This is a genomic window from Arthrobacter sp. D3-18 (assembly GCF_054408525.1).
Map to the genome: position 1 here is coordinate 458,872 of NZ_CP096440.1, position 16,494 is coordinate 475,365.

At 63.1% G+C, this 16,494-nt stretch carries 15 protein-coding genes and 1 pseudogene; 9 read left to right on the forward strand and 7 right to left on the reverse strand.

Translation table 11 applies throughout. From position 1 onward, the window contains the following. The first annotated feature begins 1 nt into the window (after position 1). The 6 genes and pseudogenes from M1D89_RS04210 to M1D89_RS04235 all read left to right on the forward strand — a co-directional run bounded on the left by M1D89_RS04210 (position 2) and on the right by M1D89_RS04235 (position 5,588). Positions 2 to 982, forward strand: a complete 981-nt coding sequence (locus tag M1D89_RS04210) for an ABC transporter substrate-binding protein (RefSeq protein WP_498648313.1) — start codon at positions 2 to 4, stop codon at positions 980 to 982. Continuing rightward, positions 979 to 2,145: pseudogene (locus tag M1D89_RS04215) on the forward strand (LLM class flavin-dependent oxidoreductase). The gene M1D89_RS04210 and the pseudogene M1D89_RS04215 overlap by 4 nt, the downstream one beginning before the upstream one ends. Continuing rightward, positions 2,129 to 2,974 (forward strand): DUF1684 domain-containing protein, encoded by an 846-nt coding sequence (locus M1D89_RS04220; RefSeq protein WP_498648315.1) that lies wholly within the window; start codon positions 2,129 to 2,131, stop codon positions 2,972 to 2,974. The pseudogene M1D89_RS04215 and the gene M1D89_RS04220 overlap by 17 nt, the downstream one beginning before the upstream one ends. Further along, positions 2,971 to 4,074: an LLM class flavin-dependent oxidoreductase gene (locus M1D89_RS04225; protein ID WP_498648317.1), complete on the forward strand. Its 1,104-nt coding sequence runs from the start codon at positions 2,971 to 2,973 to the stop codon at positions 4,072 to 4,074. Before M1D89_RS04220 ends, M1D89_RS04225 begins: the two co-directional genes overlap by 4 nt. Before the next feature lie 9 nt (positions 4,075 to 4,083). Then, positions 4,084 to 5,427: an NtaA/DmoA family FMN-dependent monooxygenase gene (locus M1D89_RS04230; protein ID WP_498648318.1), complete on the forward strand. Its 1,344-nt coding sequence runs from the start codon at positions 4,084 to 4,086 to the stop codon at positions 5,425 to 5,427. Further along, positions 5,427 to 5,588 (forward strand): hypothetical protein, encoded by a 162-nt coding sequence (locus M1D89_RS04235; RefSeq protein WP_498648320.1) that lies wholly within the window; start codon positions 5,427 to 5,429, stop codon positions 5,586 to 5,588. The genes M1D89_RS04230 and M1D89_RS04235 overlap by 1 nt, the downstream gene beginning before the upstream one ends. A gap of 13 nt (positions 5,589 to 5,601) precedes the next feature. Here the strand turns inward: M1D89_RS04235 and M1D89_RS04240 are convergent, their stop codons facing one another. The 3 genes from M1D89_RS04240 to M1D89_RS04250 are packed head-to-tail and all read right to left on the reverse strand — an operon-like array spanning position 5,602 to position 7,695. Next, positions 5,602 to 6,822 carry an FG-GAP repeat domain-containing protein gene (locus M1D89_RS04240; RefSeq protein WP_498648322.1) on the reverse strand — a complete coding sequence of 407 codons (1,221 nt, stop codon included), beginning with the start codon at positions 6,820 to 6,822 and terminating at the stop codon, positions 5,602 to 5,604. A 47-nt stretch (positions 6,823 to 6,869) separates the two neighbouring features. Next, positions 6,870 to 7,337 carry a GNAT family N-acetyltransferase gene (locus M1D89_RS04245; RefSeq protein ID WP_498648324.1) on the reverse strand — a complete coding sequence of 156 codons (468 nt, stop codon included), beginning with the start codon at positions 7,335 to 7,337 and terminating at the stop codon, positions 6,870 to 6,872. Between the two features lie 34 nt (positions 7,338 to 7,371). Continuing rightward, complete coding sequence (locus M1D89_RS04250; protein WP_498648327.1) at positions 7,372 to 7,695, reverse strand: ribbon-helix-helix protein, CopG family; 324 nt, start codon at positions 7,693 to 7,695, stop codon at positions 7,372 to 7,374. 209 nt (positions 7,696 to 7,904) lie between these two features. On the opposite strand from M1D89_RS04250, the gene M1D89_RS04255 reads away from it, so the two are divergent. Together M1D89_RS04255 and M1D89_RS04260 are read left to right on the forward strand one after the other, a co-directional pair. Further along, on the forward strand, positions 7,905 to 8,834 hold the full coding sequence (locus M1D89_RS04255) for a threonine/serine dehydratase (RefSeq protein WP_498648329.1): 930 nt from the start codon (positions 7,905 to 7,907) through the stop codon (positions 8,832 to 8,834). 92 nt (positions 8,835 to 8,926) lie between these two features. After that, entirely contained in the window at positions 8,927 to 10,084 is a 1,158-nt protein-coding gene (locus M1D89_RS04260; RefSeq protein ID WP_498645340.1) for an IS30 family transposase, read from the forward strand. Positions 10,085 to 10,142: 58 nt separating this feature from the next. Here the strand turns inward: M1D89_RS04260 and M1D89_RS04265 are convergent, their stop codons facing one another. Beyond that, positions 10,143 to 11,129 (reverse strand): ABC transporter substrate-binding protein, encoded by a 987-nt coding sequence (locus M1D89_RS04265; RefSeq protein ID WP_498648331.1) that lies wholly within the window; start codon positions 11,127 to 11,129, stop codon positions 10,143 to 10,145. 287 nt (positions 11,130 to 11,416) lie between these two features. Between M1D89_RS04265 and M1D89_RS04270 the strand changes: the two genes are divergently transcribed. Further along, positions 11,417 to 12,406 carry an LLM class flavin-dependent oxidoreductase gene (locus M1D89_RS04270; RefSeq protein WP_498648335.1) on the forward strand — a complete coding sequence of 330 codons (990 nt, stop codon included), beginning with the start codon at positions 11,417 to 11,419 and terminating at the stop codon, positions 12,404 to 12,406. A 10-nt stretch (positions 12,407 to 12,416) separates the two neighbouring features. Here the strand turns inward: M1D89_RS04270 and M1D89_RS04275 are convergent, their stop codons facing one another. The 3 genes from M1D89_RS04275 to M1D89_RS04285 are packed head-to-tail and all read right to left on the reverse strand — an operon-like array spanning position 12,417 to position 16,487. Next, entirely contained in the window at positions 12,417 to 13,853 is a 1,437-nt protein-coding gene (locus M1D89_RS04275) for an amidase (protein ID WP_498648337.1), read from the reverse strand. Next, complete coding sequence (locus tag M1D89_RS04280) at positions 13,850 to 15,082, reverse strand: M20 family metallo-hydrolase (RefSeq protein ID WP_498648339.1); 1,233 nt, start codon at positions 15,080 to 15,082, stop codon at positions 13,850 to 13,852. Before M1D89_RS04280 ends, M1D89_RS04275 begins: the two co-directional genes overlap by 4 nt. Before the next feature lie 43 nt (positions 15,083 to 15,125). Further along, on the reverse strand, positions 15,126 to 16,487 hold the full coding sequence (locus M1D89_RS04285; RefSeq protein WP_498648341.1) for an MFS transporter: 1,362 nt from the start codon (positions 16,485 to 16,487) through the stop codon (positions 15,126 to 15,128). Positions 16,488 to 16,494 lie beyond the last annotated feature (7 nt).

Genomic DNA, 16,494 nt, shown 5'->3' on the forward strand with positions numbered 1-16,494 from the left:
CATGCTTCGCGCTACAAAGACCAGGCTCCTGGCACTCGCTGTACTTCCCGCCGTCGTGCTTCCCGTGCTGGCCGGGTGCTCCGACCCTGGGGCGTCGGCAGCCCAACCGGAGTCGGAGGCTGCCAAGAACGGCATCGTCTACAACACGTCAGTGGACCAGAACCGCATCCGCGGTGAAAAAGACACCGCTGCAGCCGCCAACGTCCCTGAAGCCATCGCCAAGGACGGCAAGCTGACCGTTGCCACCACAGCTGGTTCAATCCCGTTGTCCTTCCACGCGACCGACGACAAGACGCCGATCGGTGTCGAGGTGGACATCGCCCAGCTTGTGGCCGACAAACTCGGGCTGGAACTGGATCTTCAGGTGACATCGTGGGAGAACTGGCCGCTGAAGACCCAGTCAGGTGCTTTCGAGGCAGTCTTCTCCAACGTGGGCATCAACGCCGCCCGGGTGAAGCTCTTTGATTTCTCCACCTACCGTGCCGCCTACATGGGCTTCGAAGCGAAGAAGAGCTCCACGTACGACATCAAGGGTTCGGACGACATTTCGGGCTTGAAGATCTCCGTGGGCTCCGGCACCAACCAGGAAAAGATTCTGCTGGCCTGGAACAAGGAACTCGAAGGAAAGGGCAAGGCGCCGGCCACCCTGCAGTACTACTCCTCCGACGCCGACACCATCCTGGCGCTCTCCTCGGGCCGCACGGACCTGAACCTGGCACCCTTCCCATCGGTGACCTACCGGGAGAACACCCGCGACGACCTCAAGGTGGTTGGCAAGGTCAACGCCGGGTGGCCCGCAGAAACACTCGTTGCTGCAACCACCCTCAAGGGCAACGGGCTGGCTCCGGCCATCACCGATGCCCTGAACTCCACCATCAAGGACGGCTCCTACGGCAAGGTCCTGGAACGCTGGGGGCTCTCCGAGGAAGCCATCCCGGAATCCAAGACGGTCACCGAGGCCACGTTCGGTACCGGCAAATGAAGTTCCAGGTTCTTGACATCATTCCCCACGTGAAGAACCCGGTGACGGAGGAGATCGTCTCCACCGCCGACCGGCTGAACCAGGTGGTGGAAACGGCCCGGCGTGCGGAGGAACTCGGCTTCGACAGCTTCTCCGTAGGGGAACGCCACGCAGGCGAGTTCGTTTCCTCATCCCCGACGACGGTCCTCGCCGCGATTGCCGCCGTGACCAGCCGAATCCGGCTCCAAACCGGTGTCACCGTGCTCTCAGTGCTGGACCCGGTGCGCGTGGCTGAGGACTACGCCACCATCGACCAACTGAGCCGCGGCCGTTTGGAACTGGTGATCGGCAAAGGCAACGAAGTCCTGCAGTACCCGCTCTTCGGGCTGTCTCTGGTCGACCAGTGGGACCTCCTGGCCGAGAAGTACGCGCTGCTCCGGGCTCTTTGGCGCAAGGAAAGCGTCACCTGGTCCGGCCGTTTCAGGCCCGCCCTCACCGAGCCAACCACGACGACGCCCCGCCCCTTCGCGGGGTCGCCGCGGATTTGGCACGGCTCGGCTACAACCCTGACGTCCGCTGCGCTCGCCGCCAAATGGGGTGACCCGCTGTTTACGGCCAACGCCATCCAGCCCCGTGAGAACTACAAGGTCCTGATCGACCATTACCGAGAAGAGTACGAGCGTCACGGGCACGATCCGCGGCACCAATACCTCGGCTCGGGCAGTGGCGCAGGAGGTGTTTTCATCGCAAACACAACCCAGGAAGCCATCCGTCAGTACGGGCCTGTTTACGAAGGGCTGACCGCCAGCCGGAATGTCCCCGGGAACAATTCACCGTTCCGGGACATCTAACATGCCGTAGCCGAAGGGCCGGCACTCGTGGGCAGCCCTGAGCAGGTGATCGACAAGATCCTCAGCTACCACTCCCTGTATCAACACGACCTTCAGTCTATCTCCTTGCCCACCACGCTGCCTTTCGAACAGCAGTTGGAGATCCTCGAACGCTTCGCATTGGAGGTCATTCCGGCCGTCCGGGCTTCCGCGCCGAGCACCCTGTGGGAAGCCAACGATCCCTTTGGTGGTCGACCAGAATTTGCCGGGGCCACCCAACCCGACGCCGCAGCAACCGTCACAGCAGACCACGCCTTCAACAGGACGGACAACGCACATGTCTTTGCACACTAAAAGCGCTACGCACGCCGCAACCGCCTCGGAATCCTTTGACCAGGACTGGCAGGAGTGGCACGCCGCCCATGAGCGCCACCGTGCCCACCCTCATGGTTTCCTCGCCGTGACCCACTTGCACTGGCTTAGCAACGAGGCAACTCCGCTGGAAGGCGTGCCCGGCAGCTGGAGTGCGGAGGACGACGTCGTACGTGTTGTCCTGAAGCCAGGCGAAAGCCTGCAGCAGGACGGCGAGGAACTGAACACCGGCAAGACGCTGGAGTTCGGGCCTATCGAGGAGCGCGGCGGCATCAACTTGGTCTCCGGCGATACCGTGATCGAGGTGGCCAAACGCGGCGGTGAGTACATCGTGCGCCCGCGGAACCCCTCCAACGCTCTCTTGAAGGAATACCAGGGCACACCCGCCTACACTCCCAATGCCGCGTTTGCCATAGCCGGTACATTCGTCCCGTTCGAGGCTCCGCGCCCCACCACGGTGGGTGCCGCCGTCGAGGGCATCCACCACGTCTACGAAGCGCCGGGTGAGATTCGCTTCAAACTGGCCGGTGAGGAACTGGCACTGACGGCGTTTAACGGCCACGCGCCGGGTTCGCTGTCCGTACTGTTCACCGATCAGACTTCCGGCAAGACCACCTACGCGGCCAACCGCTCGCTGTCCGTGGTCCCGGCCGCTGATGGCTCGGTGCAGCTCGACTTCAACCGGGCCGTCAACCTGCCGTGCGCCTACACAGACCTTGCCACCTGCCCGTTACCGCCCGCCGAAAACCGGCTTCCCGTGGCTATCGAAGCCGGAGAAAAGATTCCCTACGAACGTCAGGACCAGCAGTGAGCACCTTCGAAGAACGCAAGGCCGGGTTCCTTGCCATTGAACTCGACGGCGCAGGTTATGAGAACCTTGCCGCCGCCGTCCTCGCGGCCGAGTCGGCCGGTTTCCACGTGGCAACCTTCAAGGACGCGCCCGATGCCGGAAGGGTCAACGCCCTGCAGCGTGCGGCTTTTGCCGGACCAGCCACCCGGACCATCGCTGTGGTCCCTGAGGTGGATACCGTCTATACGGAGCCTTTCCACATCTCCACGCAACTCGCGAGCCTGGACTACGTGTCCGGCGGGCGGGCCGGGTGGATCGCTACCGCGGCAGAGTCACCCGAGGCTGCTGCCGCCGTCGGACGCTCTTTTGTCCAGGGCGAGGCGCTGGCACAGGAAGCAGCGGCGTCCATCGAGGTTAGCCGGAGGTTGTGGGACTCCTGGGAGGACGACGCCGTGATCCGCGACGTTGCCACCGGGCGTTATATCGACGTCGACAAGCTGCACTACGCGGACTTCGAAACTCCCGCGGACTTTGCAGGACCGGCCTATTCGGTGAAAGGCCCTTCCATCATTCCCCGGCCGTTGCAGGGTCAGTTGCCAGTGTTGGCCGTGGCATCGCTGGTGGGGGAGGGCTTAGTGCCGGTAGAGGCGGTGGACGCCGTGCTGGTGACCGCGCCGACGCCGGAGCTGCTCACTGCCGAGATCCGCGACGTGCGGGCCCGGCTTGGTGCTTCGGTAGCGATTGTTGCAGAGCTCGACGTCGTACTGGACGCGCGTGGGCAGGCTGCGGACTCGCGGGCCCTCTCCGCTCAAGAAACAGCGTCCGCTCAAGAAGCAGCGTCCGCTCGAGAAAGTGGCCGTGCGCGGTTTGTCGGTTCGGCTGCCGGCCTCGCCGATCTCCTCGACTCGATTCTCCAGGAAGCCGACGGAGTTCGACTCCACCCGGCTGTCCTGGACGTGGAACTGGAAGAACTTTCGCGGCTCGTCCTCCCCGAGCTGCGTCGACGCGGTACGTTGCGTCCGCCCATTCAGGACGGCACGTTCCGTAATGCGCTGGGCCTTGCGCCGGCGGAGAACCGTTATTCGACCACTGCCGCGGCTACTGTTGCCGCCGGAAAGTAGGGGAACACCATGACACGCGACATTTTCCAACCGAGCGGCCAGATCCAGTTCGGGATCTTCTTCCAAGGCGTCAACTCCGGCACCATTTGGAAAGCACCCGAAGCAGGCTCGCAGACGGACTTTGAGTCGTTCCGTCACATCGTCCAGACCGCCGAGCGAGGCAAGTTCGCAGCCTTTTTCCTGGGCGAAGGGCTCCGCCTCCGCGAACACCTTGGGCGTCCCCATGCGCTCGATGTTGTGGGACGGCCTGACGCCCAGACAATGCTTGCCGCATTGGCAGCAGTCACCAAGAACATCGGCTTGGTGGCTACGCAGAACACCACGTACAACGACCCCGCGGACCTCGCGCATCGCTTGTCGTCCCTGGACCTGATCTCCGGTGGCCGGGCTGCGTGGAACATCGTCACCACAGATAACGCCTGGACCGGCGCCAACTTCCGCCGCGGCGGATACCTGGACCATGCTGACCGGTACAAGCATGCCGAAGCATTTGTGGAAACCGCCAAGCGTATTTGGGATTCCTGGGAAACCCCCACCGGACCTGCCCGACGAGTGCTCCACGAAGGCCAGCACTACACCGTTGATGTCACCCCGCGCCTTCCGCGTAGCGCCCAGTACCGCCCCGTGCTCTTCCAAGCCGGCGATTCTCCGGATGGCCGGGACTTCGCAGCCCGCCAAGCAGACGTGATTTTCTCCGCCCACCCCAAGTTCGACGACGCCGTCGAGTTCCGTCGCGACATCGTGGCACGCTCCATCGCAGCCGGCCGCGGTGCCAACGCCGTGCAGATCATGCCGGCAAGCGAGTTCATCCTCGCCGCCACGGACCAGGAAGCCCAGGAGAAGAAGGCCTGGGTGCGGAGCCTGCAGATCGGTCCGCAGCAGGCTATTGCTTATCTGGAACAGTTCTGGGGCCGCGAACTCTCGTCCTACGATCCCGATGGCCCTCTTCCGGAGATCGATCCTGTGGTGGAGGAAACTTCCGAAACCCGCGGCAGTGGCTTCCACGGCGCCAAGGCCCGCCAGCTGGCTGATCAGTGGAGGGCCGAAGCCAAGGACAAGGGCCTCTCCATCCGCCAGTTCGTCACCTCCAAGACGGCACGCATCGACGCCACTTTTACCGGTTCCTACACGGCTGTGGCCGACCACCTCGCCGAATACGCCCGGGTGGGCGCCGTGGATGGATTCAACATCTCGCCATGGCTCATCCCCACGGGTTTGGACGACATCGTGAACCACTTGGTGCCTGAGCTCCAGGAACGCGGCGTCTACCCGACGGAATACCGGGGCACTACGCTCCGCGAAAACCTGGGACTCGAGACGCCGGTGCGGTCCGAAGATTCGGTGCACGTCTGATGAGGGCAGAACGCCTGCTGAAGAACTTGCTGCGTCGGCTTGGCTTTCTGCCGGGCCGACGCGGGACAGGACCCGACGGCGGCGGCTCGAGTGCCGCCGTCGTCGACGTTTCGCGCGGGACGGTCAGCCTGCAGCTGACGGTGTGGGGGCAGGCGCTCTAGCGGCGCAAGGGAGCTAGAGCAGTTCCCTGAACACGTTCCAGCCGCTGCCCACAGGACCTTGGGGACCGTAAAGGCCGGTGGTCATGGCGCCCGTGGAGTACAACACGAGGTCGCCGTTGCCATTGACGGCGGCAAGGTTGTTGTATTTCTGATGGGCGTAACTGCCCAGCCCCGCCACGTCCATAAAGCCGTTCCAGCCTCCACCCATGTACGCCTGGGCACCCCAGCCGCCTTGACCATCGGCGGAGTACAGCTGAAGGCCACCATCATGGTCCCGGCCGAAGATTTCCACCGTGCCGTCACCGTTCATGTCGCCGCCGGGGATGATTTTGTTCATGACGTGCCAGCCCCAGCCCACTTTGGACGGGGCGAGCCAACCGCCGCTTCCATCTCCTGGATAGAGGAACAGGCCGCCCGCACCGTCGCGTGCCAGGACGTCGTTGGTGCCGTCGCCGTTGAAGTCTCCTGGACCGACGATTGAGTTGAAGACGTTCCACCCGGTGCCGACCTGCCGGGCTGAAAGCCAACCGCCGTCGCCATCGCCCGGGTACAGGAAGAGCTGGCCGGACGCGTTCCTGGCGAGGAGATCGTTGGCTCCGTCGCCATCGAAATCGCCGGGCGAGAAGACGATGTTGAACATGTTCCAGCCCGCCCCCACCTGCCGGGGCTCATCCCAGGAACCGAAGTAGACCGGGCATGGGCCCTCGCACATGCCTTTGTAGTAGGTGTAGGTCCGCGGGTACAGGATGAGCCGGCCATCATGCGTGCGTGCGAGGGGTTCGAAGTTGCCGCGTCCTGTCCAGCCCATGGCACGGCTGGAGGCCTTGATGGGTTTGGTCTCGGCGCTCAACTGAGACCCGGTGGGGCAGCCCGGTTCGCCGGGAGTGAGCGGGTAAACCCTCAAAGAGATGCGGCTGCCCTGGTCTTCAGGGAGGACACGCAAAGTTTCACCCTGACGCTGGGCGGGGAGTGGTTGGCCATCGCGCAACCATTCCAAGGTGATCGCGTCCCCGGAACCGTCGGGATTCCTGCAGCCCCAGTAGTCGTAGTTGTACTGGCGTCTCATTTCAGAGCCGACGTAAGGGACGCCGTCGATGAACGGCGTCGGCTGGGATGTTGCAGTGGCAGGCCCGGCACCCAGCAGCCCGGCCACCGGCAGCCCGGAACCCAAGAGTCCCATTGCGATTACGGCCGTGACAGAGCGCCTCAACGAGCGCGATCGAAAGTTCCCCATTTTTCCCCCCGGAAAGTATCGCGTCGTTGCCGCGTGGTGTGCTGAGGTTACCGCACTTCCGTCCGCGGAGTCAGTGGTTCGACGGGGGCCACCATGAACACATCGATGGGGTCCTCGGATTCCAGCACGAAGCCGTGACGTTCGTAGAGGCGACGGGCCGGGCTTCCCTGCAACACATCCAGACGGAACGGACGTTCGTCCACGGAAGCCGACATGACGTGGCGGAGCACGGCACTGCCCAGGCCTCTGCCCTGATGTGCGGGAGCTACATAGAAGTGTTCAATCCACCGGCTATCCGGCTCGGGGCGGACAGCGATCACGCCTGCGTCTACGCCGTCCGAATGAATGATGTACGTGTGCTCGGGCTGGAATCCGTTCAAGAAGCGCTCGCGGACCCGCACAGGATCGAAACGCTGCAACCGCTCAAGGTCCGGTCGCATCACTACAGCGCGAAGTTCGGCAATCCAAGCGGCGTCGGTGGCTACGGAGGGGCGGAGGACAAAGTCAGCGGACATGCCATCAAGCCTATGCCGACCATTGGATTGCTGGTCAGGAAGCCTTCGCCAGGTACTCCGCTAGGGCATCACGCATTATGGCGGAGGGCTTTCGGTGCTCAGCTGCGGCGCGGGCCAAAAGTTGGGCGTCCATTTCCTCTGGAAGCCGGATGGACCGAGACGGTGAAGTGCCCTTGGCACTCAAGGAAGGCTTTCCGACGGCGCGTCGTACTGCCGCCGCCGAGCCCAGCGCAGCCTCAAGGATCGAGTGTCCCGCTTCGGGCCCTTTGGCCTTCGTGATGTGGGCGTCGGGTCCGATGTCTGCAGTCTCCGCCCAATCGGCAAGATCCGCGTAGCGCTCGTCCTCTTTTGCTTCCATCCCATTTTCATTCATCGCGCAGTGCCCCTTTCTGCAATATCGAGAATCTTACGTCTGGCTGCTGCTCGCCCATCTAATCCCCATGAATTATTGTCACACAATATTGCTCGGTATTGCAAGACAATATTGGCAGGGTGGTGGGTATACCCGCGAGGCCTGCGGCCGCCCACGAAAACCATAGGATGAAACGGACGAAAGGTGCAGCCACGATGGTCACACGCGAAGAAGTAGAAGCAGCGTACTCCCGGACAGCGGGCTGGGTACGCCATACGCCGCTCGCCGAGAGTGGCAACCAGGAGCCGTACCACCTGTGGTTCAAGTGCGAGTACATGCAGCACACCGGCTCCTTCAAGGCCCGTGGTGCTTTCAACCGCCTGCTCACGGCGAAGGAAACCGGGGAGCTCAATCCGGAGGTGGGCATCGTGGTGGCTTCAGGTGGCAACGCTGGCCTGGCCAACGCTTACGCCGCAGCCAAGCTGGGAGTCCCTGCAACAGCTTTCGTTCCAGAGTCGGCCCCGGCAAACAAGGTCCACAAGCTCTACGCAAGTGGCGCGAAGGTAGTCCAAGGCGGCGCTGAGTACGCGGAGGCCTATGCCGCTGCGATCCGCTTCGCTGAAGAAAAGGGGGCCGTCTACTGCCATGCCTATGATCAGCCCGAGATCGTGGCCGGCGCCGGTGGCGTCGGGCTTGAGCTCCTTGACGAACTGCCCGACGTCGACACGATCCTCGTTGCTGTAGGTGGCGGCGGGTTGATGGGTGGCATTGCTGCGGCCGCCGAAGGCAGGGCACACGTGGTGGGCGTCGAAGCAGAAACAGTCCCTACCCTGCACACGGCGCTGGCCAAGGGCGAGCCGGTGGATGTGGCGGTCTCCGGGATCACGGCCGATTCGCTGGGTGCTCGGCGGATCGGAGAGATCGGCTTTGGAGTTGCCCGGCGTACCGGTGTCCAAAGCCTGTTGGTCAGCGACGAGGATATTGTCCAAGCCCGAAGGGCCCTGTGGGAGACTCACCGCATCGTGGTGGAGCACGGCGCAGCGGCTGCCTACGTGGCGTTGCTTTCAGGGGCGTACAAGCCGAACGACGGCGAAACGGTGGCGGTCATTCTCTGCGGAGCCAACACAGATCCCGCCCACTTCTAGCCGCACCCAAGTAGGTCGCAGTTCAGGTCGTTTTGAACGCGCTGAATCATGCGGTGATCGCAACACCTGATTATTGAAGGGTGTCGATTGCCATGGTGAAGTTCACGAATCGTTTGGTTGCTGAGGTTGTCCAGTCGTTCTGGCAGCAGGTTGCGGACGGTGCCCGTTTTGAAGATGCTGGTGCGTTCGTCGGGTGGTCCGTAACGACGGTCCGCCGTGAGCTGAGGTCCTCAGGAGGGGTCCGGCCCCGTCGGGGCCGGACCCTGACCGGCCGTTCCCTATCGTTCCAGGAGCGGGAGTTGATCTCGTTATGGCGGGGCAAGGAATCGGTCCGTGAGATCGCCAGACGTTTGGGTCGTTCCCCGTCAACGATCTCCCGGGAGCTCCGGCGGAACGCTGACAAGGTCTTTTTCTACCGGGCTACCACCGCCCATGCCCGCGCCCACGCCCGGGCAGCCAGGCCCAAGACCGCTAAGCTCAACAGCAACAAGCCCTTGCGCCTGGAAGTCGAAAAGCGGCTCGAAAAGAAAGACTCACCGGTCCAGATCGCTGGCAGACTCCGCAAGGACTTCCCGAACAACCCGGAGATGTGGGTGTCACACGAGACCATCTACCAGTCCCTCTATCTCGAGTCCCGGGGCGGGCTAAAGCGGGAACTGGTCAAGAACCTGCGCACCGGCCGGACCCTGCGCAAACCCCAACGCCGCCCCGACGAACGCCGCGGCAGAATCCAGGACAAGGTCATGATCGCCGACCGTCCCGCCGAGGTCGAAGACCGTGCCGTGCCAGGGCATTGGGAAGGGGACCTGATCGTAGGCAAGGACGGAAAAACCGCCATCGGCACCATCGTGGAGCGCACAACCGGGTTCGTGATGCTCCTCCATGTCCCGACCGGTCAAAACCGTGCCGAGTCTGTTCGGGATGGGCTGATCCGCAAAATGGGCGCCCTTCCCGACGAACTGAGGCTCTCACTGACCTGGGACCAAGGCACCGAAATGCGCAGGCACAAGGAAGTGAAGATCGCAGCCGACATCGACATCTACTTCTGCGATCCCCACTCACCTTGGCAACGCGGCTCGAACGAGAACACCAACGGGCTCCTGCGCCAGTACTTCCCCAAAGGCGCAGACCTAAGCATCTACAGCCAAACCGACCTCGACTACGTCGCCCACGAACTCAACGACAGACCCCGCCAACGATTCGACTTCTGCACCCCCAATGAGATGATCAGAACCTTCCTGTTGCGATAACCGCTAGAAACCACCCGCTCATAACGACCTGAACTGCGACTCAGTTGGGTCAGCGAGCTTACTTCTTGGGCAGGCCTGCCGGGTTCAGCTCGGACGCCGGAATGGCCTCGGAGGAGAGTCCCCAGCGGTCCAGGATCTTGGCGTAGTTGCCGTCCTTGATGAGGGTGTTCAGCGCAGCTTGGGCGGCAACGGCGAGGCCGTTGCCTTTCTGGGTGGTGAAGGCAATTTCAGCCTTCAGCGGCCAGCCGCCTTCGAGCGTGCCCACTTCCTTGGTCTTTCCATCTTTCGCCGCCTTGTACGCGGCGGATGCATTGGGTCCGAACGTCAGGTCGGCGCGGCCTGACTGCAGGGCGAGCTGGGAGGCGGAGTCGTCGTCGTAATACTGGAACTCAACCGGCTTCAAGCCGTTTTTCTTGTTCTCCTCGTCCCAGCGCACCAGGATGGCTTCCTGGTTGGTGCCCGAGCCGACGATGATGCGCTTGCCGGCCACGTCCTTGGCTTCCTTGATGGTGGAGATGTCCGAATCGGTCTTGGCGTAGAAGCCCAGGAGATCGTTGCGGTAGGTGGCGAAGTCGAACTTCTCCTTGCGCGCTTCGGTGACCGTGACGTTGGAGAGGACGGCCTCGTACTTGCCGGATTCGACGCCAAGCGGCCAGTCCGCCCATGCCACCGGCAGCACTTCCACCTGAAGGCCCAGGCTCTCGCCCACTGCGTAGGCAATGTCCACTTCGCTGCCAATGAGCGTCTTGTTATCCGTGGCGAAGGTGCTCAGCGGGGGAGTGCCGCCGGTGGTCACCACGGTCAGCTTGCCGTCCGCTTTGATGGCCTCGGGAACCAGTGCGGCCGCGGCGGAATCCACCGTCACCTTGACGCGGTCCTGCTGCGGGGTCAGGTTGAACTCTTTGGTGCTTGATGAAGCGCTCGACGCCGGAGCGGTCGCCCCCGTTGCGGCCGTCGCCCCGGGATCGGAGCAGGCCGCCAGCCCCAGTAACGCCGTAGCGGCCAGCGCCGCCGTGGCGCCGGTCTTGAGAGCAAAGCGTGCCATTATGTCTCCTTGGTTCTTCCTGATCATCGCGACAGGATGGGCTGATGCGTACTTGTGGCTGCAACTATCCGGCAGCATCCGGAAGTGTCAAAGCGGTCTGAAACGCTGGGATACAGGGGTTCACGGCGGTTAATCGGACGTCGAACGGGGTCACAAAACTGCCCCGAAACCGTGGGAAAGAAGCGCGCGACGCAACTCACAGAAATAAGCCGGGTGTCGTCGTCGTTGTCGCTAGAGTGCCCGGCAATCAACCGTGCGGGTACAAAACGTACCGAAAGGCTTTTCCTGTGACTGTTCCTCTTTCCATCCTCGACCTGGCAACCATCGGGAAAGGCCAGACGGTGGCGGAAAGCCTCGCAGGCAGCGTGGCCATGGCGCAGAAGGCCGAAGAGCTGGGCTACCGCCGGGTCTGGTACGCCGAGCACCACAACATGTCCGCGATTGCCTCCTCCGCTACCAGCGTGCTGATCGCCCACGTCGCCGCCCACACCAAAACCATCCGTCTGGGTGCCGGTGGCGTCATGCTGCCCAACCACTCGCCCCTGACCATCGCTGAGCAGTTCGGCACGTTGGAGACGCTGCACCCGGGGCGGATCGACCTCGGTCTCGGCCGTGCCCCCGGCAGTGACCAGAACACCATGCGTGCGCTGCGTCGAGACCACACATCCTCGGACAGGTTCCCGCAGGATGTCCTGGAATTGCAGGGCTACCTCACTGGTCCCACCCGCATCCAGGGTGTTGAAGCGACGCCGGGCAAGGGCACCAACGTGCCGCTGTACATCCTTGGGTCCTCGCTGTTCGGGGCCCAGCTGGCCGCCCAGCTTGGCCTCCCGTACGCTTTCGCTTCACACTTTGCCCCGGCCGCGCTTCAGGATGCCGTAGCTGTCTATCGCCGCGAATTCCAGCCCTCGGACCAGCTGTCCGAGCCGCACGTGATCGCCGGCGTGAACGTCACGGCCGCGGACTCCAACTCCGAGGCACAGGCCATCCACCTGGCCGTGAAGCGCGCCCGTGTCTCGCTGTTCTTCGGCGGCGGCCGCGAGTTCACCGACGACGAAGCAGACATGGTGCTCGACTCCCCGCAGGGACAGCACATCGCCCAGATGATGAAGTTCTCCGCCGTGGGCACCAAGGATGTGGTGCGGGATTACCTCGATGAGTTCGCGGCGTTCGCTGGTGCCGATGAACTGATCGTGGCGCATCAGAGCATCGGTACGGAAGAGCGCCTGCGGTCGGTGGAACTCGTGGCCGAGGTTGCGGGGCTGGTGAGCGCGTAGGGTAGCTCCGCTACCCGAAGTGCCCCGCGAATTCGGGTGTCATAGGGTGGCGATCAGCCCACGGAAGCACGGATTCCACGGCTGCACCGAGGTGGAATACGGTGGCGTCATCGAAAGGATGGCCCACGATCTGCACCCCTGTGGGGATGCCGCAGTCTGCCATGCCGCTGGGAACGGCCAGGACCGGGCATCGATTGGCAATGTTGAACGGCGCAGTCATATGTGCCTGCCAGTAATGGCTGAGGTGTTGGCCGTTGGCGTCGATTCCGTTGAGATAGTCGGCGTCGGCTTCCAAAGCTGGAATAGCCGACGCCGGACACAGCAGCGCGTTGAACCCGGTCATGGCCTCTGCCAGCTGGGCCTGCAGGAGGGTTTCGGCCCGCAGCCCGTCCACATATCGGTTGGCCTTGGCTGCCGCGCGGGCATCAGCCATGAAGCGCATGGTGTAGGCGGCGAGCTGGGGTTCGCCACCGGCCGTTTCGTCCTCCATGGCCGGGCCTAGCAGATATCCGAAGTGCGTGAACATGGTTCGGCTGATTTCCTCGACGCTCCAGGGGAGGACGATCTCCTCCACCACGGCCCCCGCCGCCGTCAGTGCTTCCGCCACTCGCCGCGTGTTGGCCTCGACGTCGGGAGCTACCGGGTAATTGCCCAAGCGCAGGCAAAGCGCGATCCGCAAGCCGGCCACCCTTGTCGGATCCGGAGTTATCGCCGCAGCGTCGGCCACTGTGGTGTGATCACCGGGGTGCCGCCCGGACATGATGTTCGCCAGCAATGCCGTGTCTGCCACGGTACGTGCCATGGGCCCATCACCCCGGTAGTGGTCCGCTGACAACGGGGCTAACCCTGGAATCCTTCCGTAGGGCGCCTTGTAGCCAACTGTTCCAGTGAACGACGCCGGTAGCCGGGTTGATCCAGCGATGTCGGACGCCGTAGCCAGGGGTGCGAACCCCGCAGCCAACGCCGCACCTGAACCACCCGAGGACCCACCAGGGGAGAACTGCTGGTTCCAGGGATTTCGGGTGACGCCCCAGAGCGGGCTGTGCGTGACAGTGGCGCAGCTCAACTCCGGTGTGGTGGTTCGCGCGTGGATGATCCCGCCGGCCCGTCGAATCCTGTCAATCACAGGATGGTCCGCCGCTGCAATGGTGTCCTTCCGCGCCACTAGCCCCTGGGAGAGTGTGCGGCCTTGGAGCCCGTGTTTTTCCTTTGCGGCCACCGGCAATCCCAGCAGGGGAGTGATGTCCCGGCCGCGGGCATACTGGGTGGCTGCCTTTCGTGCCGCCGGCAGGGCCTCCTCAAAGAGTGTCTCTGTCAGCGCATTGATGCCGCCGTTTACCTCCCCGATGCGGTCGATCACCGCTTGCAGTAGTTCCACCGGAGAGAGCTCACGGCGCCGGAACAAATCCAGGGCCGCACTCGCGTCGAGGTAGTGCAAAGCGGTCATGCCAACTCTCCCTGCACCAGCTCCCGGGCAACACCCGTCAGCATTTCCACGCCCGTCACCATATCCTCGTCGCTGGTGAATTCGCGCTCGCAGTGGGATACGCCGTCCACGCTCGGGATAAACAACATCACTGACGGAACGGCCGTATTCATGGCCACGGAATCGTGCCCGGCCATGGTCTGGATGCGGCGGGAAGACAGCCCAAGATTGGCCGCGATCTTGGCTGATAGTTCGAGCCCGGCTTCCGGGAAACGCCGGATGGGGCGGATGTCGAAGTCTTTGACGTTGACCTTGATGTCATGTTCAGCGGCCAGTTTCCCGATGTCGGCCAGCACCCTGACCCGGGCTGCATTGACGATCTCCGGGTCTCCGGACCTCAAATCCGCCACCAAGTGCACACGGCGTGCGACGACGATGGGCGAGTTGGGCTCCAATGTCAGCTGGCCTACGGAAGAGACCAACGCTTCCTCGTCGAAGTCTTTGGTGACCTCGTGGACCATCAGGATGATTTTCGATGCCGCCACCAGGGCATCGTGCCGGTCTGCCATGGCGGTGGCACCAGTGTGGGACTGTTCGCCCAGCACTTCAATGTCCAGCTTCTGCGTGTACCAGCTGCTGTCCACCAATCCGATGTTGATTCCTTCCCGTTCCAGGATGCGGCCCTGCTCGATATGGATTTCCGCGTATCCCGCGGCCGTCGGTCCGGCATCCGTGCCGAGGTAACCAATGCCTTCCAAGGCCTCACGGACTGAGACACCCTGGAGATCTTTGACGGACAACATCTGTTCACGGTCGAACAGCCCCGTGAAAACGGAACTTCCCATGACGGAAGGTGCGAACCTGCCACCTTCCTCGTTGAACCAGTTGACGACGGCCAGGTTAAAGCGGGGCGCGGTGCCGGCCGCCCTGACGTCGAGGTCAATGGACCGGGCCGCGTGCAGGGCGGCAATCACACCGTAGGCGCCGTCGAACCGGCCACCCAACGGCTGACTGTCCAGATGGGAACCGATCAGGATGAAGGGCGCCCCGGGCGTCCACTCAAGCAGCCCGAACATATTGCCGATGCCATCCACCTGAAGCTGCCATCCGGCGTCGTGAATCCACTGCCCAAACCAGGCGCGGGTCTTTGCATCATCCGGTGTTGCGGCTTGGCGGTCCACACCGTTGTTGGCTGTGGCGCCAATGGTGGCCACATGGTGGAAGTCCTGAAGAAAAGTTGAGGAAGTCATGGAGGTCCTTAGAGTGCTTTGAAGTGCAGTGGGTGCGGTAGGTCTAGCCCATGCGGCCGCGGGTCTCAGGCACCTTGGTGAAGAGGATCAGGAGAAGTACGACGGCGGCAGCTGCCGCCATGTAGAGGCCTGGCGCATGCGGTACCCCGGTAGCGCCTACCAGTGCGGTGCCGATCAGTGGAGCGGTGCCGCCGAAGATCGCGTAGGCGCCGTTGTAACTAACAGCTGCCGAGGTGAAGCGTGTCTTGGTGGTGAAGATTTCGACGAAGAACGTGTAGCAGCCGCCACCGTAGATGCAGAGTGCCACCACGAAGATTGACTGGCCGAGCAGTGCAAGGGGCAGGCTGCCGCTGGTCACGAGCATGAAGCTCGGGATGGACAGCAAGGCCAGGGCAGCGGAACCGGCGATCAACATTGGCTTGCGGCCGAAACGATCCCCGAGTCGCCCGCCGATCGGCAGGAGTACGGCATAGAGTGCCAGAGCCGCGGCGTTGACCATCAATGACTGTTCGCGGCTTAGTTTTCCTGTCGTCTGGACATATGACACGAAATAGGCGGAGAGGAAGTAAAAGCCCATGGCTGTCAGGCCCATCACGAAGATGACCTGCAGCATGCGGAGCTTGTTTTCGCGGAAGGCCTCGCGGATGGGGCTGAATTCCTTGGTCTGCCCGGACTGTGCTTTCTTGAAGACATCGCTTTCTTCGGTGCGGCTGCGGATCCACACGCCGAACAAGGCAAGGGGGAGGGCCAGCAGGAACGGCAAACGCCATCCCCATTCCATGAATGCCGAGTTGGGCATCGACTGGCTGAGGATCAGGATCATGGAGCCCGCCACCACCGATGGCAGCGCCGTTGCTGCGATGGTGATGTTGAGCCAGAAACCCCGTTTGCTGACGGGTGCATGTTCAAACACGAAGGACGGCGCACCAACGGATTCGCCACCCGCGGAGAATCCTTGGATCAACCGGCAGAGCACCAGGAGGGCCGGGGCCCAAGCTCCGATTTGGGCGTACGTGGGGAGCAGCCCCATGAGGGCCGTGGCTCCGCCGATCGCGATGAGGGTGATGGTGAGGACCCGGCGCCGACCGATCCGGTCACCCAGTGCGCCGAAGAACAGGCCGCCGAGGGGGCGGACCACGAAAGCTACGCCGAATGTGGCGAACGTGGCCAGCATTGCTGTCAGCGGGTTGCTGCCCGGGAAGAAGAGTTGAGAGAACACCACAGCCGTGAGGCCGTAGAGGGTGAAGTCGTAGAACTCGATGAACTGGCCGACGCTGCCGCCAGCCAGGACACGCTTCTGCATGACTGTGGACTTGTGATGGGGCTGGACATTGCCATCGGTGGTGGGCGTTGAGCGTGCCGGATCCTGGGCCGATTCTTGCTCGGCGAGCTTATTGAGGGTCATGACTGCC

What these genes read in the sequence shown, in the direction of transcription:
- M1D89_RS04210 (WP_498648313.1), top strand. Translation starts at nt 2, where the DNA reads ATGCTTCGCGCTACAAAGACCAGGCTCCTGGCACTCGCTGTACTTCCC.
- M1D89_RS04220 (WP_498648315.1), top strand. Translation starts at nt 2,129, where the DNA reads ATGTCTTTGCACACTAAAAGCGCTACGCACGCCGCAACCGCCTCGGAA.
- M1D89_RS04230 (WP_498648318.1), top strand. Translation starts at nt 4,084, where the DNA reads ATGACACGCGACATTTTCCAACCGAGCGGCCAGATCCAGTTCGGGATC.
- M1D89_RS04235 (WP_498648320.1), top strand. Translation starts at nt 5,427, where the DNA reads ATGAGGGCAGAACGCCTGCTGAAGAACTTGCTGCGTCGGCTTGGCTTT.
- M1D89_RS04240 (WP_498648322.1), bottom strand. Translation starts at nt 6,822, where the DNA reads ATGGGGAACTTTCGATCGCGCTCGTTGAGGCGCTCTGTCACGGCCGTA.
- M1D89_RS04245 (WP_498648324.1), bottom strand. Translation starts at nt 7,337, where the DNA reads ATGTCCGCTGACTTTGTCCTCCGCCCCTCCGTAGCCACCGACGCCGCT.
- M1D89_RS04250 (WP_498648327.1), bottom strand. Translation starts at nt 7,695, where the DNA reads ATGGAAGCAAAAGAGGACGAGCGCTACGCGGATCTTGCCGATTGGGCG.
- M1D89_RS04255 (WP_498648329.1), top strand. Translation starts at nt 7,905, where the DNA reads ATGGTCACACGCGAAGAAGTAGAAGCAGCGTACTCCCGGACAGCGGGC.
- M1D89_RS04260 (WP_498645340.1), top strand. Translation starts at nt 8,927, where the DNA reads ATGGTGAAGTTCACGAATCGTTTGGTTGCTGAGGTTGTCCAGTCGTTC.
- M1D89_RS04265 (WP_498648331.1), bottom strand. Translation starts at nt 11,129, where the DNA reads ATGGCACGCTTTGCTCTCAAGACCGGCGCCACGGCGGCGCTGGCCGCT.
- M1D89_RS04275 (WP_498648337.1), bottom strand. Translation starts at nt 13,853, where the DNA reads ATGACCGCTTTGCACTACCTCGACGCGAGTGCGGCCCTGGATTTGTTC.
- M1D89_RS04280 (WP_498648339.1), bottom strand. Translation starts at nt 15,082, where the DNA reads ATGACTTCCTCAACTTTTCTTCAGGACTTCCACCATGTGGCCACCATT.
- M1D89_RS04285 (WP_498648341.1), bottom strand. Translation starts at nt 16,487, where the DNA reads ATGACCCTCAATAAGCTCGCCGAGCAAGAATCGGCCCAGGATCCGGCA.